The 26981-nt window shown below is 47.2% G+C and carries 26 protein-coding genes and 1 other annotated feature; of the genes, 25 read left to right on the top strand and 1 reads right to left on the bottom strand.

Annotation, left to right across the window (positions count from 1 at the left end):
- The first annotated feature begins 86 nt into the window (after positions 1-86).
- From ftsZ to C232_RS0110970, 5 genes are all read left to right on the top strand, one after another.
- Complete coding sequence (gene ftsZ, locus C232_RS0110990) at positions 87-1217, top strand: cell division protein FtsZ (RefSeq protein ID WP_018664072.1); 1131 nt, start codon at positions 87-89, stop codon at positions 1215-1217.
- 388 nt (positions 1218-1605) lie between these two features.
- Entirely contained in the window at positions 1606-2538 is a 933-nt protein-coding gene (gene spoIIGA / locus C232_RS0110985; RefSeq protein WP_081622758.1) for a sigma-E processing peptidase SpoIIGA, read from the top strand.
- 25 nt (positions 2539-2563) lie between these two features.
- Positions 2564-3283, top strand: coding sequence for an RNA polymerase sporulation sigma factor SigE (gene sigE / locus C232_RS0110980; RefSeq protein WP_018664070.1), 720 nt, complete (start codon positions 2564-2566; stop codon positions 3281-3283).
- 152 nt (positions 3284-3435) lie between these two features.
- Positions 3436-4212, top strand: a complete 777-nt coding sequence (sigG, locus tag C232_RS0110975; protein WP_018664069.1) for an RNA polymerase sporulation sigma factor SigG — start codon at positions 3436-3438, stop codon at positions 4210-4212.
- A 123-nt stretch (positions 4213-4335) separates the two neighbouring features.
- A complete protein-coding gene (locus tag C232_RS0110970) occupies positions 4336-4614 on the top strand; it encodes a YlmC/YmxH family sporulation protein (protein WP_018664068.1) in 279 nt (92 codons plus the stop codon).
- A gap of 138 nt (positions 4615-4752) precedes the next feature.
- Here C232_RS0110970 and C232_RS0110965 read toward each other — a convergent pair whose 3' ends face one another.
- The gene (locus C232_RS0110965; protein ID WP_018664067.1) at positions 4753-5292 is read right to left on the bottom strand and encodes a 3D domain-containing protein; all 540 of its coding nucleotides are present in this window, start codon (positions 5290-5292) and stop codon (positions 4753-4755) included.
- 291 nt (positions 5293-5583) lie between these two features.
- Between C232_RS0110965 and pgeF the strand changes: the two genes are divergently transcribed.
- The 20 genes from pgeF to C232_RS18555 all read left to right on the top strand — a co-directional run bounded on the left by pgeF (position 5584) and on the right by C232_RS18555 (position 26709).
- Positions 5584-6399: a peptidoglycan editing factor PgeF gene (gene pgeF, locus C232_RS0110960; RefSeq protein WP_018664066.1), complete on the top strand. Its 816-nt coding sequence runs from the start codon at positions 5584-5586 to the stop codon at positions 6397-6399.
- Between the two features lie 8 nt (positions 6400-6407).
- Positions 6408-7097 carry a YggS family pyridoxal phosphate-dependent enzyme gene (locus tag C232_RS0110955; protein ID WP_018664065.1) on the top strand — a complete coding sequence of 230 codons (690 nt, stop codon included), beginning with the start codon at positions 6408-6410 and terminating at the stop codon, positions 7095-7097.
- A 15-nt stretch (positions 7098-7112) separates the two neighbouring features.
- The gene (locus C232_RS0110950; RefSeq protein ID WP_018664064.1) at positions 7113-7565 is read left to right on the top strand and encodes a cell division protein SepF; all 453 of its coding nucleotides are present in this window, start codon (positions 7113-7115) and stop codon (positions 7563-7565) included.
- 5 nt (positions 7566-7570) lie between these two features.
- Positions 7571-7831 carry a YggT family protein gene (locus tag C232_RS0110945; RefSeq protein ID WP_018664063.1) on the top strand — a complete coding sequence of 87 codons (261 nt, stop codon included), beginning with the start codon at positions 7571-7573 and terminating at the stop codon, positions 7829-7831.
- A 449-nt stretch (positions 7832-8280) separates the two neighbouring features.
- Positions 8281-9057, top strand: a complete 777-nt coding sequence (locus C232_RS0110940; RefSeq protein WP_018664062.1) for a YlmH family RNA-binding protein — start codon at positions 8281-8283, stop codon at positions 9055-9057.
- A 111-nt stretch (positions 9058-9168) separates the two neighbouring features.
- A complete protein-coding gene (locus C232_RS0110935; RefSeq protein ID WP_018664061.1) occupies positions 9169-9681 on the top strand; it encodes a DivIVA domain-containing protein in 513 nt (170 codons plus the stop codon).
- A 55-nt stretch (positions 9682-9736) separates the two neighbouring features.
- Positions 9737-9959: a binding site (T-box leader), on the top strand.
- 100 nt (positions 9960-10059) lie between these two features.
- On the top strand, positions 10060-12828 hold the full coding sequence (gene ileS / locus C232_RS0110930) for an isoleucine--tRNA ligase (RefSeq protein WP_018664059.1): 2769 nt from the start codon (positions 10060-10062) through the stop codon (positions 12826-12828).
- Between the two features lie 175 nt (positions 12829-13003).
- Positions 13004-13294, top strand: a complete 291-nt coding sequence (locus tag C232_RS0110925; RefSeq protein WP_018664058.1) for a hypothetical protein — start codon at positions 13004-13006, stop codon at positions 13292-13294.
- 119 nt (positions 13295-13413) lie between these two features.
- A complete protein-coding gene (gene lspA, locus C232_RS0110920) occupies positions 13414-13890 on the top strand; it encodes a signal peptidase II (protein ID WP_018664057.1) in 477 nt (158 codons plus the stop codon).
- Entirely contained in the window at positions 13883-14794 is a 912-nt protein-coding gene (locus C232_RS0110915; protein ID WP_018664056.1) for an RluA family pseudouridine synthase, read from the top strand. The genes lspA and C232_RS0110915 overlap by 8 nt, the downstream gene beginning before the upstream one ends.
- 159 nt (positions 14795-14953) lie before the next feature.
- Positions 14954-15493, top strand: a complete 540-nt coding sequence (gene pyrR / locus C232_RS0110910) for a bifunctional pyr operon transcriptional regulator/uracil phosphoribosyltransferase PyrR (RefSeq protein ID WP_018664055.1) — start codon at positions 14954-14956, stop codon at positions 15491-15493.
- Between the two features lie 260 nt (positions 15494-15753).
- The gene (locus C232_RS0110900) at positions 15754-16647 is read left to right on the top strand and encodes an aspartate carbamoyltransferase catalytic subunit (RefSeq protein ID WP_018664053.1); all 894 of its coding nucleotides are present in this window, start codon (positions 15754-15756) and stop codon (positions 16645-16647) included.
- 1 nt (position 16648) lies between these two features.
- Entirely contained in the window at positions 16649-17935 is a 1287-nt protein-coding gene (locus C232_RS0110895; RefSeq protein ID WP_018664052.1) for a dihydroorotase, read from the top strand.
- Positions 17932-19032, top strand: a complete 1101-nt coding sequence (gene carA / locus C232_RS0110890; protein ID WP_018664051.1) for a glutamine-hydrolyzing carbamoyl-phosphate synthase small subunit — start codon at positions 17932-17934, stop codon at positions 19030-19032. The genes C232_RS0110895 and carA overlap by 4 nt, the downstream gene beginning before the upstream one ends.
- On the top strand, positions 19016-22222 hold the full coding sequence (gene carB, locus C232_RS0110885) for a carbamoyl-phosphate synthase large subunit (protein WP_018664050.1): 3207 nt from the start codon (positions 19016-19018) through the stop codon (positions 22220-22222). Before carA ends, carB begins: the two co-directional genes overlap by 17 nt.
- Positions 22219-22995, top strand: coding sequence for a dihydroorotate dehydrogenase electron transfer subunit (locus C232_RS0110880; RefSeq protein WP_018664049.1), 777 nt, complete (start codon positions 22219-22221; stop codon positions 22993-22995). The genes carB and C232_RS0110880 overlap by 4 nt, the downstream gene beginning before the upstream one ends.
- Positions 22992-23912, top strand: a complete 921-nt coding sequence (locus C232_RS0110875; RefSeq protein ID WP_018664048.1) for a dihydroorotate dehydrogenase — start codon at positions 22992-22994, stop codon at positions 23910-23912. The genes C232_RS0110880 and C232_RS0110875 overlap by 4 nt, the downstream gene beginning before the upstream one ends.
- The gene (gene pyrF / locus C232_RS0110870; RefSeq protein WP_018664047.1) at positions 23905-24612 is read left to right on the top strand and encodes an orotidine-5'-phosphate decarboxylase; all 708 of its coding nucleotides are present in this window, start codon (positions 23905-23907) and stop codon (positions 24610-24612) included. The genes C232_RS0110875 and pyrF overlap by 8 nt, the downstream gene beginning before the upstream one ends.
- A complete protein-coding gene (gene pyrE, locus C232_RS0110865) occupies positions 24612-25250 on the top strand; it encodes an orotate phosphoribosyltransferase (protein ID WP_018664046.1) in 639 nt (212 codons plus the stop codon). Before pyrF ends, pyrE begins: the two co-directional genes overlap by 1 nt.
- 454 nt (positions 25251-25704) lie before the next feature.
- Positions 25705-26709 (top strand): hypothetical protein, encoded by a 1005-nt coding sequence (locus C232_RS18555; RefSeq protein WP_018664045.1) that lies wholly within the window; start codon positions 25705-25707, stop codon positions 26707-26709.
- Positions 26710-26981: the final 272 nt, after the last annotated feature.

Raw genomic sequence — 26981 nt, 5'->3', positions numbered from 1 at the left:
GGTTTACGATCACGATTGTTCTCTCCCATTTACATGAGGCCCGGAGTGTTTTGGTGATATGTATTACGAAATAGGAGGATTAGTGAATGTTGGAGTTCGATACAAATTTAGACTCTTTAGCAACCATAAAAGTGATTGGCGTAGGCGGAGGCGGCAACAATGCCGTAAACCGCATGATTGAGCATGATTTACAAGGTGTTGAATTTATTGCGGTAAATACCGATTCGCAGGCATTAAACCTTTCAAAAGCCGAGATTAAAATGCAGATCGGCGCAAAATTAACGAGGGGCCTTGGCGCCGGCGCAAATCCTGAAGTAGGGAAAAAAGCAGCCGAAGAGAGCAAGGAACAGATTGAAGAGGCCTTAAAGGGCGCAGATATGGTCTTTGTGACAGCCGGAATGGGCGGTGGTACAGGCACAGGGGCAGCCCCTGTCATTGCGCAGATTGCCAAAGAACTTGGCGCTTTAACCGTCGGCGTTGTCACCAGGCCGTTTACTTTTGAAGGGAGAAAACGCGCAACACAAGCAACAGGCGGCATTAACGCGATGAAAGAAGCTGTTGATACTTTAATTGTCATCCCGAATGACCGGCTGCTTGAAATTGTTGATAAGAGCACACCAATGCTTGAAGCATTCCGTGAAGCGGACAATGTGCTCCGCCAGGGGGTCCAGGGGATTTCCGACCTGATTGCAGTACCTGGTTTGATTAATCTTGACTTTGCAGACGTAAAAACGATTATGACCAATAAAGGCTCCGCATTGATGGGAATCGGGATTGCATCCGGGGAAAGCCGTGCAGCAGAAGCTGCCAAAAAAGCAATCTCCTCGCCGCTCCTTGAAACCTCGATCGATGGTGCGCAGGGCGTTTTGATGAATATTACGGGCAGCTCTAATCTGAGCCTTTATGAGGTTCAGGAAGCAGCCGATATCGTTGCCTCTGCATCAGACCAGGAAGTCAACATGATCTTTGGTTCTGTTATTAATGAGAACTTGAAAGATGAGATTGTTGTGACAGTGATTGCAACAGGCTTTAATGAGGAAGTACAGGTGAAACAGCCGCGCCCGCAGTTTGGACAGTCCAAACCGGCAATGCATGCGAACAAGGAAAAGCCGAAGCGGGAAGAAACACCGCAGCCTGAACCGAACCGCACCACACAGTACAGCGAAGATGCTTTGGATATTCCGACATTCCTCAGAAACCGCAATCGCAGAAACTAAAAAAATATATATAAAATGAACTTAGTTTTCACATCAGGGCCAAGCATCGATTTGCATGGCTGCTACTTTTTACAGTTGGCAACAGAGCAGCAGTGTTTAGTCATTTTATATAGAACGGTAATGTTTAATCATACCCTAAAACTTCTTTTCAGCGTTTTGTTGAAAAGGAGTTTATTTTTTTGCAAAAATATTCTTCCTGTATCCAAAAGTTGTTAGACAAATTTCGAATAAATAATAGAAAAGTTCTATTTTTTTACTTACAGGAACTGACACACTTTTACCGGGGAGGTACGCTATACTAGCGATACACGATTGAATGGCAGGAAAAAGCAGGGATTTGCTTTGTTGTTCCCGCTGCCTTGCCATCATTGACGTTTTTTACGGGGGGATGCGATTGGTTGTATATATGGACATCATCTGGCTGTTGAATTTTCTTGTCGACAGCCTGCTTTTGTGGCTGACAAGCATCGCCCTGAAACGTCCGGCACGCATGTGGCGGATGCTGTTAGGCGGTTTGATCGGCTCCTGCCTGATCCTGATGAGTTTCACCTCTTCATTATCTTATTACGCAGGCAATCCATTTATGAAACTGGCTTTTTCAATTGCCATGATATTTGTTGTTTTTGGGTTCAAAAGATGGCGCTATTTTTTTTCCAATCTATTAACTTTTTACTTTGTCACTTTTTTAATGGGCGGCATTTTAATCGGTGCCCATTATTTTATTCAATTTGATTATCAAATGGAGGCGAATGTGCTGCTCGCCAGTATCAGAGGCTTTGGAGATCCGATCAGCTGGGCCTTTATTATTATCGGAATCCCGGCTGCATGGGTTTTTTCTAAGCAAAGAATCAACGGGCTTGAGATGGCAAAAATCCAATATGAGCAGCTTGCCGATGTGGAAATTGAAATTGAGGGCTGTACCCTTTCCTTAAAAGGGCTGGTCGACAGCGGCAACCATTTATACGACCCGCTTTCAAAAATGCCGGTCATGATTGTGTCAATCCAGGCGGTCCGGGAACGGCTTCCGGAAGAAATTGCTGCATTGGCGGAAGATCCTGACAGGTTTATGGATGGCAGCATACATCTGCTGGATGAATGGAGCGGGCGCGTCCGTTTCGTACCGGCAAAAATGGTCGGCAAATCTTCAGCGCTGCTTATTGCTTACAAGCCGGATGCCATCCGCATTTCCAATTCAAACGGCACATGGCAGGTGAAAAAAGCGCTCGTTTCATTTACTGCACAGGTTTTATCGAGTGATGACGCTTTTGATTGTATTATCCATCCGAAAATGATGGCGGAGGCTCCGGCAGTATCTGCCTGAAAACAATTTATGGAGGAGGAAAACTGTGAAACATTTACGAATTAAATTTTCTTATTTCTGGTACAAACTCCTGTACAAACTCGGGTTGAAGGCGGATGAAATCTATTATATTGGCGGAAATGAAGCCTTGCCGCCGCCGTTGTCAAAAGAAGAGGAAGCGATCCTGCTGAAAAAACTGCCAAGCGGCGATAAAGCGGCAAGATCGCTATTGATCGAAAGAAATTTGCGGCTCGTCGTATATATCGCCCGTAAATTTGAGAATACCGGCATCAATATCGAGGATCTGATCAGCATTGGCACAATCGGACTGATCAAAGCCGTCAATACTTTCAATCCGGAAAAAAAGATCAAACTGGCAACCTATGCTTCGCGTTGCATTGAAAACGAAATTTTAATGTTTTTAAGGCGGAATAATAAGCTGCGTTCCGAAGTCTCTTTCGATGAACCCTTAAATATTGACTGGGACGGCAATGAACTGCTGCTTTCGGATGTGCTCGGGACGGACGATGATATCATCACAAAAGATTTGGAAGCCAGTGTCGATAAAAAATTATTATACAGCGCGCTGCATCAGCTTTCCGACCGTGAAAAACAAATTATGGAGTTGCGTTTCGGGCTGCGGGGGGAGGAAGAGAAGACCCAAAAGGATGTTGCAGATATGCTTGGCATTTCGCAATCCTATATTTCCCGGCTTGAAAAGAGAATTATTAAAAGATTGCGCAAAGAGTTCAACAAAATGGTATAGGGATAAAATTTTATGACAGCGGGACACCAGACACGGCAATGTTTTTTGAGTTTCCAACTTATTTCCGGCTTTCTGTAAGTGCATAAATTTCCCTCCCGGGGAGATACTGTTTTTTGAACAGCAGCTCCTGATTCCTGATAGGAGGGAAAGACTTGAAGCGTAACAAAGTGGAAATTTGTGGTGTTGATACCTCCAAACTCCCCGTATTGAAAAATGAGGAGATGAGGGAACTTTTAAAACAAATGCATGCCGGTGATACTGATGCGAGAGAAAAGCTGGTGAATGGCAATCTGCGGCTTGTATTAAGTGTGATTCAACGCTTTAATAACCGCGGGGAATATGTGGACGACCTTTTCCAAGTCGGCTGCATCGGTCTCATGAAATCCATTGATAACTTTGATTTAAACCAAAATGTCCGCTTTTCTACTTATGCCGTTCCGATGATTATCGGGGAAATACGGCGGTATTTGCGGGATAATAACCCGATCAGAGTTTCCCGTTCATTAAGGGATATTGCCTATAAAGCCCTGCAGGTCCGGGAAAAACTGATGAGCGCCACTTCAAAAGAACCGACAACAGATGAAATCGCCAAAGAGCTGGATGTTCCGCACGAAGATATTGTTTTTGCACTGGATGCGATTCAGGATCCGGTGTCGCTGTTTGAACCGATTTACAACGACGGTGGCGATCCGATTTATGTAATGGACCAGGTCAGCGACGAAAAAAATAAAGATATTCACTGGATTGAAGAAATTGCTTTGCAGGAAGGGCTGCGGCGTTTAAATGAACGCGAGAAAATGATCATCCGGAAACGGTTTTTCCAGGGCAAAACGCAAATGGAAGTAGCCGATGAAATCGGCATTTCCCAAGCCCAGGTCTCCCGCCTCGAAAAAGCTGCCATTAAACAAATGAATAAGAATATCCAATAAAAGAAGGGATTTGCTGGAATTGGCGGCAAATCCCTTCTTTTCAATTGGCAATTCAATCGTAAAACCGGAAGATGCCGCATAAACATGTATTAAGCAGCAGAAGGTTTTTGAGGGGGAATTCTTATGGTTCGAATATCCGATTTTCAAATCAAAGATGTAGTCAGTATTTCCGATGGGAGAAAACTGGGAAATGTTGAAGACATTGATATTAATCTCGACACAGGTACGATTGAAAGCATTATTGTCGGCGGCGTCTCTGGAAAAATGTTCGGCCTGTTTGGGAAAGATGAGGAAGTGGTCATCCCCTGGTCGAATATCGTAAAAATCGGTGCCGATGTTATATTGGTACGTTTCAAAGATACTTCCTACTTACAGCAGCAGCTGCAGGAACCCAAAAAATAAAGTGAAACTTCCATCAGTGGGGGTTTCCCTTCATCCCCCGCTGATTAGAAAAGGAACAGTTGGTTAAGCAGGCGGAAAAAATTGCCTGCACGGTGTTAGGGCAAATTGCAAAAAAAAACGGCGTTCGCCGTTTTTTGATTACTTGTACACTTTTATTTTTACGATTTTAACGCCCCAATTGATGGCTTTTTTCTTGCTTGAAATGAAGACATCAATTTTTTTGCCTTTAACTGCCCCTCCGGTATCACCGGCAACCGCCGTTCCGTAACCCGGAACATAAACTTTGGAACCAAGCCGAATGACTTTCGGGTCAACCGCAATCACTTTGGCAGCAGGATGCTTTCTTAAGTTTATCCCGGTAGCCGTAATGCCGCTGCCTGAGTTTGCCGTATAGGCTGTCGCTTTTACCGTAATGGTCCGGTAAGCGCTGGACGAAGAAGATGTCTTCACATTTTTTGAACTGCTCTGTAATTTGAGTTTTTGATGGACTCTGATGAGATTTGACCTGAGATGGTTCCAGGATTTCAATTGCGCCACTGTAACATGATATTTACGGGCAATTTTATATAAGGAATCGCCTGATTTCACGGTGTAAGTTCTTGTGGCCGCAAATGTTGCCTGGCTCAGACCAAGCGATAAGAGACAGACCGCAACAAATGATAACCAAACTTTTTTCAATGTAAACCCTCTTTGTTATGTAATTTTGATATTACTAGAGTAACAGGAAAATATAACAGAAAGGTAACAGACAAATATAAATTATATTACAAGCCATTATTCCAGGAGAGATGCGAACCGCAACTATCATAATTTTACAAATAAGTTGTGGATTCAGGGGAAGTCTGATATAAATGAAATGAAGTGATCAAGGAATTCCGGGCCATTGGTGAAAATAGGTAGATGACAGCGGCGTAAAACGTTATAATAGAACAAACAGAAATTTACGCAATTCGTCAGGAGCGGTCAAAATTGGGCGAACCATTAAAAAGAGCGGAGAATCAATATTACACGATTGAAGGCTGGCAGAAGACGAGCGGGCTTGTTGCCGGGTTTTCAACAAAACATGGCGGAGTCAGCAGAAAATTCGACGGAAATTTCAATCTCGCTTTTCATGTTCAGGATGATGTGGAATTTGTCCAAAGAAACCGGCAGATCCTTGCAGACCGGCTTGGCTTTCCGCTATCAGGCTGGGCAGGGGCGGAGCAGACCCATGAAGACCATGTGCAAAAAGTTTCCCGTCTTGACCGGGGGAAAGGCGCGCGCGAATACGAAACCAGTTTTCCGCATACAGATGGTTTATACACAGATGAAAAAGGCGTGCTTCTGGTTCTGGCATTTGCCGATTGTGTGCCGATTTTCTATTATGCGCCGAAGTTTGGACGGGTTGGGATCGCGCATGCCGGCTGGAAAGGAACGACGCTGGGAATTGCTGCTAAAATGGTTGAAAAGTGGGGGAATGATGGCATACCGAAAGAGGACATTCAGATTGTCATCGGCCCATCGATATGCGGAACATGTTATATAGTTGATGAACGCGTGATCCGGGCGGCCCGGCGCTGGACTGTAAAGGAAACAGAACTGCCTTATGTTGAGACAACTCCGGGCCAGTACGCATTGGATTTAAAAGCGTTAAATAAACTGATACTGAAACAGACGGGCATCGCGGACGGGCAAATCCGCGTGACCGGTCTATGTACAAGCTGCCGGGAGGAGGACTTTTTTTCGCACCGCCGTGACCGCGGCCATACCGGCAGAATGCTTGGCTTTATTGGTATAAAGGAGTAAACGGATCAATGAAAGTTTCAGAAAACCTTGCAATCATTCATGACAAAATTGAAAAGGCCTGTGCACGTGCCGGAAGAAAACGTGAAGAGGTCCAAATTATTGCGGTAACCAAATATGTCACCATTGCGCGTGCACAGGAAGCATTGGATGCCGGCATCCGCCACCTCGGTGAAAACCGGGACGACAGTATGCTGGCAAAGTATGAAGCGCTGGGGGACAAGCCGGTCTGGCATTTTATCGGGACACTGCAAAAGAAAAAAGTAAAAAACATTATCGATAAAGTGAGCTACATCCATTCTTTGGACCGCCTCAGCCTTGCCGAAGAAATTGAAAAAAGAGCGGCAAAAGCTGATCTGAAAATAAAATGCTTGATCCAGGTCAATGTCTCGGGGGAAGAATCAAAGCATGGCATCGCACCTGGGGAAACGCTTGAATTTGTCCGCAGCTTGAAGAATTTCGGGCATATAGAAGTTGTGGGGTTAATGACAATGGCGCCGTTAACCCATGACGAAAAGATCATCAGAGATACGTTTCGTGGGCTGAAGCAGCTCAAACAGCAGATCGAGTCGCTTGGGCTTGAATATGCGCCTTGCCATGAATTGTCGATGGGCATGTCCAATGATTATGAAATCGCTGTTGAAGAAGGCGCTACATTTGTCAGAATCGGTACAGCACTCGTCGGGAACACGTTAAAATAAGCGGAGGTGTAAAGTATGGGGCTGAAAACGAAATTCAAGTCATTTTTTTTGCTTGATGATGAATATGAAGACAGAGAACAAGAAATGATGGAAAAAGAGTATGAACCGGAACCGGAATCGCAAGCGCAAAAACAAATCAGGGGACCGCGCCAGAACGTGGTCAGTTTGCAAAGCGTCCAAAAATCTTCCAAAGTCATCCTTGTCGAACCAAGGGTATATGCCGACGCACAGGAAATCGCCGACCATTTAAAAAACCGCCGGGCCGTGGTCGTAAACCTGCAAAGCATGCCGCATGACCAGGCAAAACGAATTGTTGACTTTTTAAGCGGGACAGTGTATGCAATTGCGGGCGACATCCAAAGGGTTGGCAACAATATTTTTCTGTGTACGCCGGATAATGTGGAAGTATCCGGCAAAATTTCAGAATTTCTGCAGGAACAGGATTTCAATGATACGAGGTGGTCATAGCCGCAATGGATTTCATACTGATGATTTTATTGCTTTTACTAAGAATATATTCTTACATTCTCCTGATTTATATTTTTATGTCCTGGTTCAACATCAGAGATACGCAGATCGGGCGCCTTTTCGGACAGCTCTGTGAACCCTATCTGGAGCCGTTTCGCCGCGTTATTCCGCCGCTTGGGATGATTGATATCTCCCCAATTGTTGCCTTTATCGTACTGGATCTGGCAAGGGCAGGAATCAGGCAGATTTTCGCCTGGCTGATGTAGTTGCAGGACAGGGATCAAACTTTATCTCACCTTTACGGGCAGTAAGACTCCCACCTCAAGATTCAAGGTACGAAGAAGGATAGGCGGGAGATCAAACTGCCCAATCCAGCTGCGGCTCCTATCGACTAGCGTACTTCTGGTCTCTTCCCTGCGATAAGTCAACATCGGTTCGTAAAAAACCACTCACCGTGTTTCCTTTATCTCAGTCAGAGCCCTTCCAGTCCGTACGTCGATGAACAGCCGCCTCCGCTTTATAAAGTAAAGGTCCGATTGGTTAGGCCTGCAGGATGCGGGTCGCAGGAGGCGTTGCAACAGGACGCCTGAGTTCTTAGCCTTTGTTCATTTTCTTATCAGTGAGGATGAAGGAAAACCCCCACTGATGGAAGTTTCACTTTATTTTTCAAAAAAGGAACAAATGCTGTTCCTTTTTTTATTGAAGGGGTACGAATATGGATAGCATTTATCAGCATTTTCGCCCGGATGAAAGGGAATTTATCGACCAGGTGCTAAATTGGAAGCAATATGTGGAAGATACTTATGCGCCGAAATTGACTGACTTTCTTGACCCGGGAATGCAGTCGATTGCAGCCGCTATTATCGGAACCCGTAACGGGATCAAAATCAGCACGTTCGGGGGGCATCCGCAGAGCGAACGCAAACGGATGCTGTTGTATCCGGAATATTTCACACCGGAAATTTCTGATTATAACATCTCGCTCTATGAAATCAATTATCCGGCCAAATTTGTGACAATTGAGCATCGCCATGTACTTGGCTCGTTAATGTCTTTAGGGTTGAAACGCGAAAAATTCGGGGATATTCTCATCCGGGATGCCCGTATCCAATTCTTTTTGGAACAGGAAATGGCCCGTTTTGTAAAAATGGAGTTTCAACAAATTGGAAAAACGCCGATAAAATTAAAAGAAACCGCTTTGGAAGAAGCGATTCCTGTTGAAGAAGAATGGCAGGAAAAACCGGCAACTGCCGGATCACTGCGGCTTGATGCAATCTTGTCTTCGATCTATCCCATTTCCAGGCAGAAGGCACAATTGCTGATCGGGCACGGTCTTGTAAAGGTAAACTGGAAAACGGTGGAAGATCCTGCCTTCCAGTGCCGGGAGGGGGATTATTTTTCGGCGCGGGGATACGGCCGGAGCAGACTGATCCGTGTCGAAGGAAAAACAAAAAAGGAAAAATGGCGAATTGTGGCAGGTATTTTAAAATAATTTGATTCTTTAGCAGGAATTTCCCAAAATATCGTCGAATTCCAGTATAATAACAATGTGGGCTATAAGCATGCAATCTGAAAAAGGGCAAATTGAATTGGAGGTGGCTACATGCCTTTAACGCCGTTAGATATACATAATAAGGAGTTTAGCAAAGGTTTCCGTGGCTATGATGAAGACGAAGTAAACGAATTTCTTGACCAGCTGATAAAAGATTACGAACTGATCATCCGCGAAAAAAAGGATCTGGAAGATAAGCTGGCATCTTTGAATGAACGCCTGGGCCATTTTTCTACCATTGAAGAAACTTTGAATAAATCAATTGTGGTTGCACAGGAAGCGGCTGAAGAAGTCAAAGGCAATGCGCAGAAAGAAGCTAAACTGATTATTCGCGAGGCGGAGAAAAACGCCGACAGAATTGTCAACGAGGCACTGTCGAAGGCCAGAAAAATTGCCTTGGAGATCGAAGAATTAAAGAAACAGTCCAAAGTATTCAGGACACGCTTTAAAATGCTGATCGAAGCCCAGCTTGACCTGATTGATAACGGTGACTGGGACCAGCTGATGGAGTTTGACGTTGATGCGACAAATCTTGACTTGGAAGAAGAAACAAATAAAGCTTGACGAATATGAAAGTAATCACATATAATGAATTACATTAAATCGTTTTTCCTATATTTGAAAAACAATGACAGGGCAGTAGAGTTACGGCATCTTTCCAAGCGAACCGGGGACAGTGGAAGCCCGGCAAAGAACCTGACTTGAATATCCCCCTTGAGTTCTTGCCTTGAACGCCGGACGGCTAGTAGATAAAAGCGGGCCATTCACGTTACGAATGTCGAGCGGACATAGCCGATATGTCTACTAGGGTGGTACCGCGGGAAAACCTTCTCGTCCCTTTTTTTAGGGATGGGGAGGTTTTTTTTAATATTTTTGGGCAAGGCTGGGAGGATAGTCAGAGTAGAAAATTCAAAATAGTATTTTATCGTAAGGAGGATAAATATGGATTATAAAGATACGCTTCTAATGCCAAAAACAGACTTTCCGATGCGCGGAAATCTGCCGAAAAAAGAACCTGATATCCAGGCGAAATGGGAAGAAATGAACATTTATGAAAAGGTGATGAAACACACAGAAGGCAGGCCGCTGTTTGTCCTTCATGACGGGCCGCCTTATGCAAACGGTGATCTCCACATGGGGCATGCCTTAAATAAAACCTTAAAAGACATCATTAACCGCTTTAAATCGATGTCCGGTTACCATGCGCCTTACGTTCCGGGCTGGGATACGCACGGACTCCCGATTGAACAGCAGTTGACTAAGAAGGGTGTCAAGCGGAAAGAAATGAGCGTCGCCGAGTTCAGAAAACTTTGCGCCGAATATGCCCACCAGCAGGTTGACCGCCAAAGAAAAGAATTTAAACGTTTAGGCGTACGCGGCGACTGGGACCATCCTTATTTGACATTAAAGCCGGAATATGAAGCGGAGCAAATTAAAGTATTCGGTGAAATGGCGAAAAAAGGTTATATCTACAAAGGGAAAAAACCGGTTTACTGGTCTCCGTCAAGTGAATCCGCGCTTGCCGAAGCCGAAATTGAATATAAAGACGTCAAATCGCCGTCCATTTATGTTGCTTTTGATGTCAAAGACGGGAAAGGCGTTCTCGATACCGATACGAAAATTGTCATTTGGACCACAACCCCGTGGACAATTCCAGCAAACTTGGGGATTGCCGTTAATCCGGATATCAACTATGCAGTTGCCAAAGTGGACGGACAAAAGTATTTGGTAGCGGAAGCCTTGCTGGAAGAAGTCAGCGCCGAATTGGAATGGGAAAATCCGCAAATTGTCCAAACGATTCCGGGGAAAGATCTGGAATATATTGTGGCAAAACATCCGCTTTACGGCCGTGATTCCTTAGTGATGCTTGGGGATCATGTTACAACCGACAGTGGTACCGGCTGTGTTCACACGGCACCGGGACATGGGGAAGATGACTTTATTATCGGACAGAAATACGGACTTGACGTGCTCTGCCCGGTTAATGACAAAGGGGTAATGACAGAAGAAGCCCCGGGATTTGAAGGCTTGTTTTACGAAAAAGCGAATAAGTCGATCGGCGAAGCACTCGAAAAAGCAGGCGCACTTTTGAAATTGAAATTTTTAAAGCACTCCTATCCGCATGACTGGCGCACGAAAAAACCAGTCATTTTCCGGGCAACTGCCCAATGGTTTGCTTCCATTGAAATGTTCAGGGGTGAGATTTTAGACGCCATTAAAGATGTGAAGTGGACGCCGGTTTGGGGTGAAACCAGGCTTTACAATATGATCCGGGACCGCGGCGACTGGTGTATTTCAAGGCAGCGCGCATGGGGCGTACCGATTCCTGTTTTCTACGCGGAAAACGGTGAAGCAATCATTACCGAAGAAACGATCCGGCATGTGTCCGATTTGTTCCGTGCACACGGCTCTAACGTCTGGTTTGAACGGGAAGCGAAGGATCTCCTCCCGGAAGGATTCACGCATCCGGGCAGCCCGAACGGCAAATTTACGAAGGAAAATGACATCATGGACGTCTGGTTTGATTCCGGTTCATCACATCAAGGCGTGTTAGTCGGCCGCAAAGGATTAAAACGGCCTGCCGACTTGTACCTTGAAGGATCTGACCAATACCGCGGCTGGTTTAACTCATCATTGATTACGAGTGTCGCCGTTACCGGGCGGGCGCCATATGACGGCGTGTTAAGCCACGGCTTCGTACTGGATGGCGAAGGCCGCAAAATGAGCAAATCAATTGGCAATGTCATTTTGCCGGATAAAGTGGTTAACCAATTGGGTGCCGATATTATCCGCTTATGGGTGGCTTCCGTTGATTATCAGGCGGACGTCCGCGTTTCCAATGATATTTTAAAACAAGTCTCTGAAGTTTACCGGAAAATCCGCAATACCTTCCGTTTCATGCTCGGAAACTTAAATGATTTCGATCCGGCAAAAAATAAAGTTGCCTACCAGGATTTACGCGAAGTCGACCAATTCATGCTCATTAAGCTGAATAAACTGGTAAAAGAAGTCCGTGAAGCTTACGAAAAATACGAATTCGCAACGATTTACCATGCTGTCAACAATTTCTGCGCGGTTGATCTCAGTTCGTTTTATATGGATTTTGCAAAAGACGTTTTATATATTGAGCTGAAAGACAATGCGGAACGCCGTGCGATGCAATCTGTCCTGTATGAATGCCTTGTCGCCTTAACGAAACTTTTGGCGCCGATTTTGCCGCATACAGCCGATGAAGTCTGGCAGTACGTCCCAGGTGCCGCAGAAGAGAGCGTGCAGTTAACCGACATGCCGGAATATGTCGATTATCCGAATGCGGCTGAATTGGAAGAAAAATGGCAAGCCTTTATGGCGTTGCGCGATGATGTACTGAAAGCTTTGGAAGTTGCGCGTAATGAAAAAGTGATCGGGAAATCGTTAACAGCGAAAGTTACACTGTATGTCAATGATGATACCCGTAAACTGCTCGACAGCATTTCCGAAAGTAAAAAACAATTGTTCATCGTCTCCGGTTTTGAAGTGGCAGGTTCTGTTGAAGATGCCCCGGAAAATGCGCTGAAATTGGAACATGGTGCCATTGTAGTTGAAAAAGCTGAAGGCGAAACATGCGAACGCTGCTGGGTTGTCACGCCGGAAGTCGGCCATGATCATGACCATCCGACCCTTTGCCCGCGCTGTGCTGCTGTCGTTAAACAATTGAACGCACAGGTTTGATCCAGCTTTAATGAATAAGCCAATGCTGCATATCTCTTCAGGTATGTGGTGTTGGCTTTTTTATATGAAGATCCGAATTGTATGAATTTGTTACTTCTAGAAATCGTTTTTTCACAAGTTCATCAAAAACTCGGGGATGCTAAAAGCAAGAAAATTCAAGGGGAGGCGTTAAGAAGTGAGTCATCATCAAGATATTGAAGCTTTTTTGCAATCCTTGAAAACAGAATTAAGCAGTTACGAAGCCAAGCATGAACTTGTCCAAACCCTTATCCGTGAAGAATTGGAAGACATTGAAACAGCACTCTCTAAATGCCGGTCCGGCAGCTTCGGCGAATGCCAGGCGACCGGTGCCGCGCTTCCTGCCGAGTGGCTGCAGGAAGTCCCGACCCTGCAGACACCCGGCGACTGGCAGAAAATATGGGCTTACGGAAAAGTATGCGTCCCTTTTGACTACCGTCTCCATTAAACGATTCTTTTCACCATCCCCTGTTTATGCTAAAATCAGGAAGAAAACACGAAAAAATTCTGCGGCAAAAATGAAGCGAAGCAGGCCGTAATGGATTGCAAGGGGCGGAGGAAAAGCGATTGTTTATTTTATATTATGCGGTTGCACTTGTTATTGTTGGAATTGACCAGCTTGCCAAGTGGCTTGTACTGAAACGGATGTACTTAGGGGAGAGCATAGAAGTGATTCCGGATTTCTTTTTTATCACCTCCACACGCAATACAGGCGCAGCGTTCAGCATATTGGAAGGAAAAATGTGGCTGTTCTACGTGATTACTGTGATCGTCATTGCGGCGATTATTTATTACATACAAAAATATGCAAAAGGAAAAAATCTGCTCGGCATCAGCCTCGGGCTCATTTTAGGCGGGGCTTGCGGCAATTTTATTGACCGTTTGTTCCGGGGCGAGGTGGTCGATTTTGTCCATCTGCGTTTTGGCAGCTACGATTTTGCTGTTTTTAATGTTGCCGATTCAAGCCTGACGATCGGCGTCGTGCTTTTATTTATTTTTATGCTATTAGATGAACGAAAAATGAAGGAGAAAAAACATGGATAAGATGGATCACACCATTCTTGAAGAAGAAAAAAATGAACGTCTGGATAAATTGGTTTCATCCTTTAAGGAAGAATGGTCAAGATCACAAGTTCAGCAATGGATGAAAGAAGGGCTTGTTACGGTTAACGGCAAACCGGGAAAAGCCAATTACAAATGTGTGCCGGGAGATCTCGTTGAAGTGGCAGTTCCCGAGCCTGAAACGCCGGATATCAAGCCGGAAGACCTGGATCTTGACATTTATTACGAGGATGCCGATGTGCTTGTCGTGAACAAGCCAAAAGGCATGGTTGTCCACCCGTCTTACGGGCATCTGACAGGGACGCTGGTGAACGGCCTCATGTACCACTGCAAGGACTTATCGGGCATAAATGGTGTACTGCGCCCGGGGATTGTCCACCGCATCGACAAAGATACATCGGGGCTTTTGATGGTGGCAAAAAATGATTTGGCACATGAAAAACTGGCAAAGCAATTGAACGATAAAACGGTCACACGCAAATATTATGCGCTCGTCCATGGCGAAATTCCCCATGAAGCCGGTACGGTTGATGCGCCGATCGCAAGGGACCCCGTTGACCGGAAACGCATGGCGGTTGTTGACGGCGGAAAACACGCGGTCACCCATTTTCGCGTTCTCGAACATTTTCATCAGTATACATTCATTGAATGCCAGCTGGAAACGGGGCGGACCCACCAAATCCGTGTCCACATGAAATATATCGGCTATCCGCTTGCCGGCGACCCGAAATACGGCCCGAGAAAAACGATTGACTTTGGCGGCCAGGTGCTCCACGCCGGCGTACTTGGGTTTAACCATCCGCGCACCAATGAATACCTTGAGTTTGAGGCGCCGCTTCCGGACGATTATCGGGCGTTATTGCAACAATTACGATTAGAGTCGTGAAAAAATGATTGACAAACCGTTTGAAAAAGTTTAAGGTAAAAATAACTTCATAAGCCTTTTAACGCAGTCCTGTGAGGCTGGCAAGGGAACGATATATAATTTAAAAAAGCCTTCCTGCCAACTCCCGGCGGAAGGCTTTCATTTTCAAGAGGTGACAACATGGCCCAAAAAGCAATTGTTATGGATGAAATGATGATCCGCAGGGCATTGACGCGGATCGCCCATGAAATTATTGAACGGAACAAAGGCATTGAGGATACAATGCTTGTCGGGATTAAAACACGCGGCATTTTTTTGGCAGAACGCCTTGCTGCCAGGATTGAACAAATTGAAGGGCGTGCAATTGAAGTCGGCGAACTGGATATTACGCTGTACCGCGATGATTTAAGCAAAAAAACGAATGACGGTGAACCGGAAGTGAACGGTGAAAAACTGCCGTCAAGCATCACCAATAAAAAAGTCATTCTGGTGGATGATGTTTTGTACACCGGCAGGACCGTGCGCGCGGCAATGGACGCGCTGATGGACAGCGGCAGGCCGAGCCGGATCCAGCTGGCGGTATTGGTCGACCGCGGTCACCGCGAGCTGCCGATCCGTGCCGATTTTATCGGGAAAAACATCCCGACAAGCCAGACGGAACGAATTGAAGTAAAATTGACCGATGTTGACGGCCTTGACCAGGTCACAATCAACGAATAAAACGCGGCATGCAAGGAAGGAAACGGCCCCTTTTGTGTTTTTGCGCGGCAAAGCGGGCCATTTTATAAACAAATAAATCAGAACACCTTTTAACAGAAAGTCCAGAGAGGCTTGAAAGGGTGCTGCGGATTGGCTTTATGCAGCCATGCCGCAAAGAAACACGCACCCTGCTTGAGACTGCAGGGTGTTTTTTTGTGAAAAGCTGCATGTTGTTGTCCCGCATTTCCCGATTGCTTAAAAAATAAGGAGGATGTTAAAAAATGAAACATTTCCTGACCATTTCCGATTTGACGAATGGAGAAATTCTTGAACTGCTGGAGGAAGCGGACGCGTTCGCAAAAGGGGAACAATGGCAAACACCGGAACCCGTTTTTGCGGCCAATTTGTTTTACGAACCGAGCACGCGCACAAAATGCAGCTTTGAAGTCGCGGAACGGCGGCTCGGCCTCGAGCTCCTTCCGTTTGAAATCGGGGCATCCAGCGTGCTCAAGGGTGAGACGCTTTATGATACGGTAAAAACATTGCAGTCCATCGGCGTTAAGCTTGCGGTCATCCGCCACGAGGAAGATGAATATTACAAAAAACTTACTGGAAACATCGGCTTGTCAATTGTCAATGCCGGCGATGGCAGCGGCCAGCACCCGTCACAGTGCCTGCTTGATTTGCTGACGATCCAGCAGGAATTCGGCACCTTTCGCGGCTTAAACGTCTGCATCATTGGCGATATTGTCCATAGCCGTGTCGCCCGCTCAAATGCCTGCGCCTTGAAAAGACTCGGCGCGGCGGTGAAATGTTCAGGACCTGTTGAGTGGTATGATCCAACCATGCAGCTTGATTACGTCGATATTGATGATGGGGTAAAGCAAGCAGATGTCATCATGCTGCTGCGGATTCAGCATGAGCGCCATAAAGAAACGGAGCACTTGTCAAAAGAAGCGTACCATCGCGCCTATGGATTGACGGTTGAAAGGGCTCAGGCCATGAAACCGGGCAGCATTATTATGCATCCGGCGCCGGTCAACCGCGATGTTGAAATCGCAAGCGAACTGGTTGAATGCCGCCGTTCGCGGATTTTTAAGCAAATGGAAAACGGGGTATTTGCGCGGATGGCGATTTTAAAAGCAGTTTTACAAAAAGAAAAGGTGGTTTGCTGATATGGATTGGCTGATTAAAGGCGGCTTTTTATTAGATGAAAATGGCGAACAAGTTCAGAAAGATATTCGCATTAAGCAGGATAAAATAGCAGAGATTGGTACGGGGCTGGCACCTGAAGGGGAAAATGTGTTTGAAGCATACGGCATGGCCGTTTTCCCCGGGTTTGTCGATCTGCATGTGCATTTAAGGGAACCGGGATTTGAGCACAAAGAAACAATCCGCACCGGGACAATGGCAGCGGCAAAGGGAGGCTTTACGACGGTTGCTGCGATGCCGAATACAAATCCTGTGGCCGACCGTCCGGAACGTCTGGCGGCCCTTCAGGAAAAAATACAAATGGATGCGAAAGTGCGCGTGCTGCCGTATGCTGCGATCACACTTGATGAAAAAGGCGGGGAACTGGCGGATTTTGCCGGGTTGAAAGCCGCGGGGGCATTTGCTTTTACGGACGACGGCGTGGGTGTGCAGGAAGCGGATCAAATGCTTCAGGCGATGACCCGGGCAAAAGCGCTGGATATGGCAGTGGTTGCCCATTGCGAGGACAACTCGCTGATCCACGGCGGCTGTGTGCACGATGGGAAATTTGCAAAAGCCCACGGGTTAAAGGGGATCCCGTCCATTTGCGAATCCGTACAAATTGCACGTGATGTGCTGCTGGCTGAAGCAACCGGCTGCCATTATCATGTTTGCCATATCAGCACGAAAGAATCGGTCCGGGTTGTCCGCGATGCAAAAAGAGCGGGTATTCCGGTGACGGCAGAAGTGACACCGCACCACCTGCTTTTGTGTGAAGACGATATGCCGGGATTGGATACAAACTGGAAAATGAATCCGCCGCTGAGGGCAAAAGAAGACCGGGACGTTTTAATTGCAGGTCTCTTAGACGGGACGATTGATTTTATTGCAACTGACCATGCCCCGCATGCGGCAGATGAAAAAGCAAAGGACATCTCGAAAGCGCCATTTGGCATTACCGGATTTGAAACGGCTTTTCCGCTGCTCTACACCCGCTTCGTTGAGACCGGGATTTTTACCCTCAGGCAGCTTGTTTCCTGGATGACGGAAAAACCGGCGCAAGCTTTTCGTCTGCCGTTCGGTGTGCTTCAGACAGGCGCAGCTGCTGACATCACCGCAATCGATCTAAAGGAACGGAAAAAAATTGATAAGCACGCCTTTTTATCAAAAGGAAAAAATACCCCGTTTGACGGCTGGGAGTGCGCCGGCTGGCCGGGTGCAACATGGGCGAACGGAGAATTGGTTTGGGAAAAGGAGTTGGCAGTCAAGTGAAACGGCAATTCATTTTGGAAGATGGTACAGTTTTTAAGGGAAAGGGATTTGGCAGTGTAAAAGCGTCTTTTGGGGAAGTTGTTTTTACAACAGGCATGACCGGCTATCAGGAAACATTAACAGACCCATCCTTTTACGGGCAGATTGTGACATTTACCTATCCATTAATCGGAAATTACGGCATCAACTGGAACGATTATGAATCGTCGCTGCCATTTGTGCGCGGGGTTGTGGTTAAAGAAGCAGCTGAATTTCCATCCAATTGGAGAAGCACATTATCACTCGACGAATTTCTAAAGGAAAAAGGGATTCCCGGAATTGCAGGGATCGATACGCGAAAGTTGACACGGAAAATCCGCGCATACGGAACATTGCGGGGGGCAATTTGTGCGGAAGACGTTGACACAGAATCAGTTGTTGCCAGGCTGAAGGGGCTTCCGGCGTTAAGCGATGCGGTTGCGCAAGTTTCCACGAAAACGCGTTATGAAATGAAAGGCCCCGGCAAGCATATTGTGCTCATCGATTTCGGGGCGAAAAAAAGTATTTTAACAGAATTGACGAAACGAAACTGCCGCGTCACCGTGATGCCTTATCATGCAACGGCGGCCGATATTTTATCGCTGCAGCCGGACGGGGTCATGCTGTCTAACGGCCCGGGCAACCCGAAAGATGTAAAAGGAGCCGTGCAAATGGTAAAAGGCCTGATCGGAAAAGTGCCGCTGTTTGGCATCTGCTTAGGCCACCAGCTGTTTGCCCTCGCCTGCGGTGCTGACACGTTTAAATTAAAATTCGGCCATCGCGGCGCCAATCATCCTGTCCAGGACATCCGCACAGGCAAAACCGTGATTACATCGCAAAACCATGGCTACGCAGTCGATGAAAAATCGCTTGCAGGCACAGGACTGATGGTGACGGAACGGGCATTAAACGATGGCACGGTGGAGGGGCTGGCCCATACTCAATACCCTGCTTTTACGGTTCAGTACCATCCGGAAGCATCACCGGGCCCGCATGATTCCAATCCATTATTCGACCAGTTTTTAAACATGATTGACCAGCATCAAAAGGAGGACCAACAATATGCCAAAACGCACTGATATCAAAAAAATCCTTGTCATCGGTTCCGGCCCGATCGTCATCGGCCAGGCCGCAGAATTTGACTATGCCGGAACACAGGCCTGCCTTGCCCTTAAAGAAGAAGGCTATAAAGTCGTTTTGGTTAACTCCAACCCGGCAACGATCATGACCGATACGGAAATGGCAGATAAAGTGTATATCGAACCGTTAACAGCTGAATTTGTCGGCCGCATCATCTGCAAAGAACGACCGGATGCCCTCTTGCCGACGCTCGGCGGCCAAACCGGTTTGAACATTGCGATGGAACTCGCCAAGTCCGGGATTCTCAACCAATACGGTGTCGAAGTGCTCGGCACAAAGCTGACTGCAATCGAACAGGCGGAAGACCGGGAAGCATTCCGCGACCTGATGGGAAAACTCCATGAACCGGTGCCGGAAAGCATGATTGTCCATTCACTCAAAGAAGCTTACCAATTTATCCGCAAAGAAGGTTATCCGGTCATCGTACGTCCTGCCTATACCCTGGGCGGAACAGGCGGCGGCATCTGCCACAACGAGGAAGAACTAATTGAAACGGTCACTAACGGCCTGCGCCAAAGCCCTGTCCACCAATGTTTATTGGAAAAAAGCATTGCCGGCTTTAAAGAGGTTGAATACGAAGTGATGCGCGACAGTGAAGACCACACGATTGTTGTATGTAATATGGAAAATATCGACCCTGTCGGCGTTCATACCGGCGACTCGATTGTTGTTGCGCCGAGCCAGACATTAAGCGATAAAGAATATCAGATGCTCCGCAACGTTTCCTTAAAAATTATTCGCGCGCTCGGGATCGAAGGCGGCTGTAATGTCCAGCTTGCCCTTGACCCGAACAGCTTTGACTACTATGTCATTGAAGTCAATCCGCGCGTCAGCCGCTCATCCGCGCTCGCCTCAAAGGCAACCGGCTACCCGATCGCCAAACTGTCAGCCAAAATCGCAGTCGGACTGACGCTTGCCGAAATGAAGAACCCTGTGACCGGCACATCTTACGCAAATTTTGAACCAGCGCTTGATTATGTTGTAACAAAAATTCCGCGCTTTCCGTTTGATAAATTTGAGCAGGCTTACCGTACGCTCGGCACACAGATGAAAGCAACCGGCGAAGTCATGGCAATCGGCCGCAGTTTTGAAGAATCGCTGTTAAAAGCAGCGCGCTCGCTGGAAGTCGGCCTTCGCCATTTGGATCTTGAAAACGGGGCAGAGATAAGCATGGGCAAAATTGAAAAACGGATCCGCACTGCCGGTGATGAACGTCTTTTTTACCTCGCTGAAGCGTTAAGGCGCGGCGTTTCCATCGGGCAATTGCATGACTGGAGCCAGATTGACCTGTTCTTCCTTTACAAACTTAGGAAAATGATCCGCTTTGAACAAGATTTGCAGGCTTCACCGTGGGATCCCGGGGTTACAAAGGCCGCCAAAGAAATGGGATTTGCCGATACCGCCATCGCCCGGCTGTGGAAAACGGAAGAAGAAAAAGTGTATACCTGGCGCAAACAGCACGGGATTGTGCCGGTGTATAAAATGGTTGACACATGTGCCGGCGAATTTGCCTCAGAGACACCCTATTTTTACGGCACCTATGAAGAAGAGAATGAATCCATCGTTACGAATAAAAAAAGCATCATCGTCCTCGGTTCCGGACCGATCCGCATCGGCCAGGGGATCGAGTTTGATTACGCCACGGTTCACGCTGTCTGGGCAATTCAGGAAGCAGGCTATGAAGCAATCATTATCAACAACAACCCGGAAACGGTCTCAACTGATTTCAGCATTTCCGATAAACTGTATTTTGAACCGCTCACGATTGAAGATGTCATGCATATTATCGATTTGGAGCAGCCGGAAGGGGTCGTTGTCCAGTTCGGCGGCCAGACGGCGATCAACCTGGCAGAAAGCCTGTCTGAACGCGGTGTGCGCATTCTCGGCACCTCGCTTGAAAATTTGGAACGCGCAGAAGACCGCGATCAGTTCGAACAAGTTTTAAATCAACTTGGAATCAAGCGGCCGCTCGGTAAAACGGGCACATCGGTAGAAGAAGCCGTTGCGATCGCCAAGAAAATTGGTTATCCGGTTTTGGTGCGCCCGTCATTTGTCCTCGGCGGCCGCGCGATGGAAATCGTCTACCACGAAGATGATTTGCGGCAGTATATGAAAACGGCCGTAAAGGTGAGCCCGAACCAGCCCGTACTGGTCGACCGCTATGTGACCGGAAATGAATTTGAAGTCGATGTCATTGCCGACGGAAAAGATGTGCTGATTCCAGGGATCGTCGAACATATTGAACGTGCAGGCGTCCACTCCGGCGATTCGATTGCCGTCTACCCGCCGCGCCGGTTAACGGAAGAGTTAAAAGCTGAAATCGTTGAAACTTGCGAAAAGCTCGCAGCCGGGCTCGAAATTAAAGGCTTGATGAATATCCAGTTTATTGTTTCACACAATGAACTCTACGTCATCGAAGTCAATCCGCGTTCAAGCCGGACGGTGCCATTCTTAAGCAAAATCACGGATGTTCCAATGGCAAAACTGGCAACAAAAGTGATTTTAGGAGAATCACTTGATCACCTTGGGTACGGTACAGGGTTGCGGCCGGAAAAACAGGAAGTATTCATAAAGGTACCAGTCTTCTCATTTGCTAAACTGAAAAGGGTTGAACCAACACTCGGGCCGGAAATGAAATCAACCGGCGAGGTGATGGGCCGTGATAGGACATTTGAAAAAGCTTTGTATAAAGGTTTTGCCGCAGCAGGCATACAGTTAAGGCAAAATGGCAGCATTCTATTTACGATCGCGGATAAAGATAAGCAGGAAGCACTCTCACTCGCAAAACGTTTTACGGATATTGGTTTTACCTTAAAAGCGACTGCGGGTACGGCTGCATTGATGAAAGAAAACGGGCTGGCAGTCGAAGAAGTGGACAAAATCGGAAGCGACGGGCATACGGTGCTCGACTCAATCCGCAACGGCAGCGTCCAATTTGTTCTCAATACGATGACAAAGGGCCAGCAGTACGAACGGGACGGCTTTCAAATTCGCCGCGAAGCAGTGGAAAGCGGAATCCCTTGTCTAACCTCGCTTGATACAGCAGCCGCACTCCTATCGATTTTAGAATCGATGAGCTTTTCAATCCGTCCGATTGCGACGCAAGAAAAGCAGGGGGTATTCGCATGATGCAGGAATACATGAAAATAAAAAAGCACAGCAGGATTGCAAAAGACATTTACGAAATGGTGCTGGCAGGTGAACTGGCCCGTCAAGTCGCCCGTCCCGGCCAATTTATCCATATCCGGATTGGCAGCGGCATTGACCCGCTGCTGCGGCGGCCGATCAGCATTGCATCGGTAGACAGCGGCCAAAGTGAAATTTCCATTTTATACCGCGCACAGGGGAAAGGCACGAAAATGATGGCGGCATTACCGGCCGGGGCCAGTCTGGATGTGCTCGGCCCCTTAGGCAACGGCTTTCCGGTTGACGCATTAAGAGCAGGGCAAAAAGCATTGCTGGTCGGCGGCGGCATCGGTGTCCCGCCCCTGTATGAATTGTCAAAGCAGCTGACGGCAAGCGGCGTGGAAGTCCATCATGTGCTCGGATTTGAATCAGCGGCAAATGCTTTTTATATCGATGAATTTTCGGCGCTTGCCCCGACTTTTGTTGCGACAGTTGACGGTTCGCTTGGTACAAAAGGCTTTGTGACCGATATTTTAGCCGGAGATGACTGGGCATTTGACTGCATCTATGCATGCGGCCCGGCTGCCATGCTGCAAGCTTTGGAAGCGGCGTATCCGGGACGGCGCGGATTTTTTTCGCTCGAAGAACGGATGGCGTGCGGGATCGGTGCCTGTTATGCATGTGTCTGCCGCCCGAAAAATGACCCGGCCGGCAGCACGTCCAAGAAAGTATGCAGCGACGGCCCGGTTTTTGAGATGGGGGAGGTGGTCATATGACAGACTTGCGCGTAGAGCTGCCGGGGCTCTCTTTGAAAAACCCAATTATGCCGGCATCAGGCTGCTTCGGTTTTGGCCGCGAATATAGCCAGTGGTACGATTTAAGCGAACTCGGCGCCATCATGATCAAAGCAACAACAAAAGAACCGCGCTTTGGAAATGCAGTGCCGCGGATTGCAGAAACGGATGCCGGGATGCTGAATGCGATCGGCCTGCAAAACCCGGGCCTTGAAAAAGTGCTGGCAGAAGAGCTTCCATTTCTTGAAGGGTTCGATGTACCGATTATCGCAAATGTTGCCGGTTCAACCACTGAAGATTATGTGTATGTGTCAGAGCATATTTCAGAAGCGCCAAATGTCCATGCACTTGAATTGAATATTTCCTGTCCAAACGTAAAATCGGGCGGCATCACATTCGGGACTGATCCGGATATGGCTTTCGAACTGACCCGCAAGGTAAAAGCAGTTTCCAAGGTGCCGGTTTATGTGAAGCTCTCCCCTAATGTCACGGATATTGTGGCCATTGCGAGGGCAGTGGAAGCGGGCGGTGCGGATGGGTTGACGATGATCAATACGCTGATTGGCATGAAGCTTGACCTCAAAACCGGGCGCCCGGTTCTCGCCAATGAAACGGGCGGATTATCAGGCCCGGCAATCAAACCGGTTGCGATCCGGATGATTTATCAGGTGAGCCAGTCTGTTGAAATTCCAATTATTGGCATGGGCGGCATCCAAACGGCTGAAGATGTGATAGAATTTCTTTATGCCGGCGCAAGTGCGGTCGCAATCGGCACCGCCAATTTTATTGACCCATTCGTTTGCCCGTGCATCATCAAAGAGCTGCCGGAAATGATGGAACAGCTGGGTGCCGAAAAAATATCTGATCTCGTCGGAAGGAGCCATAATCTGTATGTTTAAACCGATCATTGCCCTTGATTTCCCGTCATGGGACGAAACCCGTGCTTTTTTACAGGGATTTTACGGTGAACCTCTTTACGTAAAAGTGGGAATGGAATTATTTTACCAGACCGGTCCCGGCCTTATTGCATCCCTGAAAGAAATGGGGCACGACATTTTTCTTGATTTAAAACTGCATGATATCCCCAATACGGTCGGAAAGGCAATGAAAGGCCTGGCCCGGCTTGATGCAGACATGGTCAATGTCCATGCCGCCGGTGGATCCGAGATGATGAAAGCAGCAGCGGAAGGACTTGAAGCGGGCACTCCTGCAGGGAAAAACCGCCCTGTACTTCTTGCCGTAACGCAGCTGACAAGTACATCAGAAGTACAGATGCAAAAAGAGCAGGGTATTTTAAAACCGCTGCGTGATTCCGTGCTCAATTATGCTGCGCTTGCCCATGAGTCAGGCCTCGATGGTGTTGTCTGCTCGGCGCTCGAAGCACGGGATATCACGGACCGGATCGGCGCGGACTTTTTAAAAGTGACGCCAGGCATCCGCCTGGCCGGGGACGATGTGTCCGACCAAAAGCGCGTCGTCACACCGCAGAAAGCACGCGAACTCGGCGCTACCGCGATTGTCGTCGGGCGCTCGATCACACAGGCAGCTGATCCGTACGCCGCTTATTTAAAAGTCAAAGAACAATGGGGGAACGCATAATGGAAACATACATAGCCGGACAGTTACTGGAGATCGAAGCTGTCTTTTTAAAACCGAACGAACCTTTTACCTGGTCTTCGGGCATCAAATCGCCAATCTACTGTGACAACCGCATTACCTTGTCATACCCGAACCTGCGGAAAGAAATCGCGATCGGGCTGAAAAAGCTGATTGAAGCGCATTTTCCAGATGCAGAGATTATTGCCGGAACAGCGACTGCAGGCATTGCACACGCCGCTTTTGTCAGCGATCTGATGAATTTGCCCATGTGCTATGTGCGCTCAAGTGCGAAAAAGCATGGCAAGGGCAACCAAATCGAAGGCCGGGTGGCAGCCGGGCAAAAAGTTGTTGTTGTCGAAGATCTTATTTCTACAGGCGGAAGTGTGCTGACCGTTGTGCACGCTTTGCAGGAAGCCGGCTTGGAAGTGCTTGGCGTTGTATCCATTTTTACATACGAACTGCCGGCAGGGATTGAGAATTTTAAGCGGGAAGGAATCCAGGCTTATTCCCTATCCAATTACTCTGCGCTTTTGCAGGTGGGCGTGAAAAAAGCTTTGATCAGGGAAGAAGATTTAGAGACGCTGCAAGAATGGCGGAAGGATCCGGAGAAGTGGGAACCTGCAAAAACAACAGAATAGAGACCATTAAAAAGCGGCATGCTGGCCTTTTACGTGCAGAGCATGCCGCTTTTTCAATTTGAAACATTTTTAATTAGACAAAAGGGAGAGGAACGAGCTTCCCTTTGTCCAATTAGAAGCCCCAATTAGACAAAAGTGGGAGCACCCTTTTCCAGGTTCCAAAGATACTTTTGATCATTTTCGGAGAGTGTCATCCGGCGATTCAGCGATTTCAAAAGAAATAGCTCGCATGGCGTTGTCCGTTCCTTAAAAAGCATCTTTCACATCATTTCTAAAATTCAGACTACAACCCCATTATAAAACATCTTTAGTATAATAGACATATCAATCTATCCAGGTGAGCGTATGAAAAAATTCAGTATTGAGTATTGTGATGACCCTTTACAACTGTCATCCGGACTTGCTGTAATCGGGTTTCTTCTCGAACAGTTGACACTGGTTTCAAGACTTAACAATGCCAAATCGGAAACGATCAAGACTAAATCTTGGCTATTCTAATGGGGATATCGCGAAGTCTTATATTGGCCTGCTTTGCCTTGGCAAGAAAGATTTCAGTGAAATTGAAGCGTTTCGCGGCGACCCTGAATTCCGCGCTTCCTTGGGTCTGGAGAGGATCCCTTCACCGGCTGTTTTGGAACACCGGTTAGATGAAGCGGCTTTATCCGCAGAATGGAGACAGATCATCCTTGATGAATCTCTTCACCTGATACATCAGACAGATGCGTTTATCAGACCGGTAACGATAAAAGGCAACAGTTTCATACCAGTGGACATTGCAAAGCCGTTTACATTTATTGGCAGGGAAAAATACTGCCTTAACTTTGAACAGGAAGCGGGCATGCTAATCCGGGCTGCAGAGCAATTGGCATCTGGACAGTTTCTTTGGCGGATGGAGGTAACTGAGGAAAATTGTAAAATTACGGCAAAACTGCTGGCCCGTCAAATCGATTTTATTATAAAACAGCCACTGCCGGACGCGGACACATGGGTTGAAACCGCCCGGAAACATGGCCTCTGCTGTGTTGAACGGGAAGGAAGAAAGGTATACCTTGGATCCGTTGCGGAAACGATCACTGCAGCCGGGGCGCAAAAAGTTGTCTATAAAGTTTTTAAAATCATTGAAACAACCATTGATAAAAACGGACAAATATTGCTGATGCCCAATTATGAAGCTGAATTGTACATGACCTCGCTGGATATTTCTCCGGCAGCTGTACTGGAACTTTACAACGAACATCTGAAAGTTTGTAAATCGTTTAAACGTGAATTTATGTCTGATCTTGGCTTCAAACAGCTGCCCTCCGGAAATAAAAAAACAAATGAGCTTGTTTTGCTTTTCGGCGTTTTTGCTTATAACCTGCTCCGTTTCATCAGCTACGGAAATAAGCGTATGAAAAGAATCCGGGATGTGATCCGGGAATTGCCAAAGCTGTCCATTTCAGAAGAATATGAGGAGTGAATCTTTGAATTACCCGCCACTTAGGCTATCGCCTTGAAGTGGGGGATTCCTGCGAACACCAGTGCAACCACTAGTTATTGAGCAGGCTCCACCCGTAGTCCCTACGGTGAGAATTCATATCTTGTACGTTACTCTGCCATGCACCCTACTTTAGCTTGGTTTTCGCAACTTCGGTATACATGGTGTAGGCGATTGAACGTTGAAGATTTTACGTGACAGACGTTTTTCCTGTCACAACCTCATATCTTCAGTTTTCAAAGAACAACTTACAA

The organism is Heyndrickxia acidiproducens DSM 23148 (genome assembly GCF_000374345.1).
In the GTDB taxonomy this organism is placed as follows: Bacteria; Bacillota; Bacilli; order Bacillales; family Bacillaceae_C; genus Weizmannia; species Weizmannia acidiproducens.
The sequence above is the reverse complement of the archived record's forward strand: the minus strand, read 5'-3'. Positions and strand labels throughout refer to the sequence as shown.

What these genes read in the sequence shown, in the direction of transcription:
- ftsZ (WP_018664072.1), top strand. Translation starts at nt 87, where the DNA reads ATGTTGGAGTTCGATACAAATTTAGACTCTTTAGCAACCATAAAAGTG.
- spoIIGA (WP_081622758.1), top strand. Translation starts at nt 1,606, where the DNA reads ATGCGATTGGTTGTATATATGGACATCATCTGGCTGTTGAATTTTCTT.
- C232_RS0110970 (WP_018664068.1), top strand. Translation starts at nt 4,336, where the DNA reads ATGGTTCGAATATCCGATTTTCAAATCAAAGATGTAGTCAGTATTTCC.
- C232_RS0110955 (WP_018664065.1), top strand. Translation starts at nt 6,408, where the DNA reads ATGAAAGTTTCAGAAAACCTTGCAATCATTCATGACAAAATTGAAAAG.
- C232_RS0110950 (WP_018664064.1), top strand. Translation starts at nt 7,113, where the DNA reads ATGGGGCTGAAAACGAAATTCAAGTCATTTTTTTTGCTTGATGATGAA.
- C232_RS0110945 (WP_018664063.1), top strand. Translation starts at nt 7,571, where the DNA reads ATGGATTTCATACTGATGATTTTATTGCTTTTACTAAGAATATATTCT.
- C232_RS0110940 (WP_018664062.1), top strand. Translation starts at nt 8,281, where the DNA reads ATGGATAGCATTTATCAGCATTTTCGCCCGGATGAAAGGGAATTTATC.
- C232_RS0110935 (WP_018664061.1), top strand. Translation starts at nt 9,169, where the DNA reads ATGCCTTTAACGCCGTTAGATATACATAATAAGGAGTTTAGCAAAGGT.
- ileS (WP_018664059.1), top strand. Translation starts at nt 10,060, where the DNA reads ATGGATTATAAAGATACGCTTCTAATGCCAAAAACAGACTTTCCGATG.
- C232_RS0110915 (WP_018664056.1), top strand. Translation starts at nt 13,883, where the DNA reads ATGGATAAGATGGATCACACCATTCTTGAAGAAGAAAAAAATGAACGT.
- pyrR (WP_018664055.1), top strand. Translation starts at nt 14,954, where the DNA reads ATGGCCCAAAAAGCAATTGTTATGGATGAAATGATGATCCGCAGGGCA.
- C232_RS0110900 (WP_018664053.1), top strand. Translation starts at nt 15,754, where the DNA reads ATGAAACATTTCCTGACCATTTCCGATTTGACGAATGGAGAAATTCTT.
- C232_RS0110895 (WP_018664052.1), top strand. Translation starts at nt 16,649, where the DNA reads ATGGATTGGCTGATTAAAGGCGGCTTTTTATTAGATGAAAATGGCGAA.
- carB (WP_018664050.1), top strand. Translation starts at nt 19,016, where the DNA reads ATGCCAAAACGCACTGATATCAAAAAAATCCTTGTCATCGGTTCCGGC.
- C232_RS0110880 (WP_018664049.1), top strand. Translation starts at nt 22,219, where the DNA reads ATGATGCAGGAATACATGAAAATAAAAAAGCACAGCAGGATTGCAAAA.
- C232_RS0110875 (WP_018664048.1), top strand. Translation starts at nt 22,992, where the DNA reads ATGACAGACTTGCGCGTAGAGCTGCCGGGGCTCTCTTTGAAAAACCCA.
- pyrF (WP_018664047.1), top strand. Translation starts at nt 23,905, where the DNA reads ATGTTTAAACCGATCATTGCCCTTGATTTCCCGTCATGGGACGAAACC.
- pyrE (WP_018664046.1), top strand. Translation starts at nt 24,612, where the DNA reads ATGGAAACATACATAGCCGGACAGTTACTGGAGATCGAAGCTGTCTTT.
- C232_RS18555 (WP_018664045.1), top strand. Translation starts at nt 25,705, where the DNA reads ATGCCAAATCGGAAACGATCAAGACTAAATCTTGGCTATTCTAATGGG.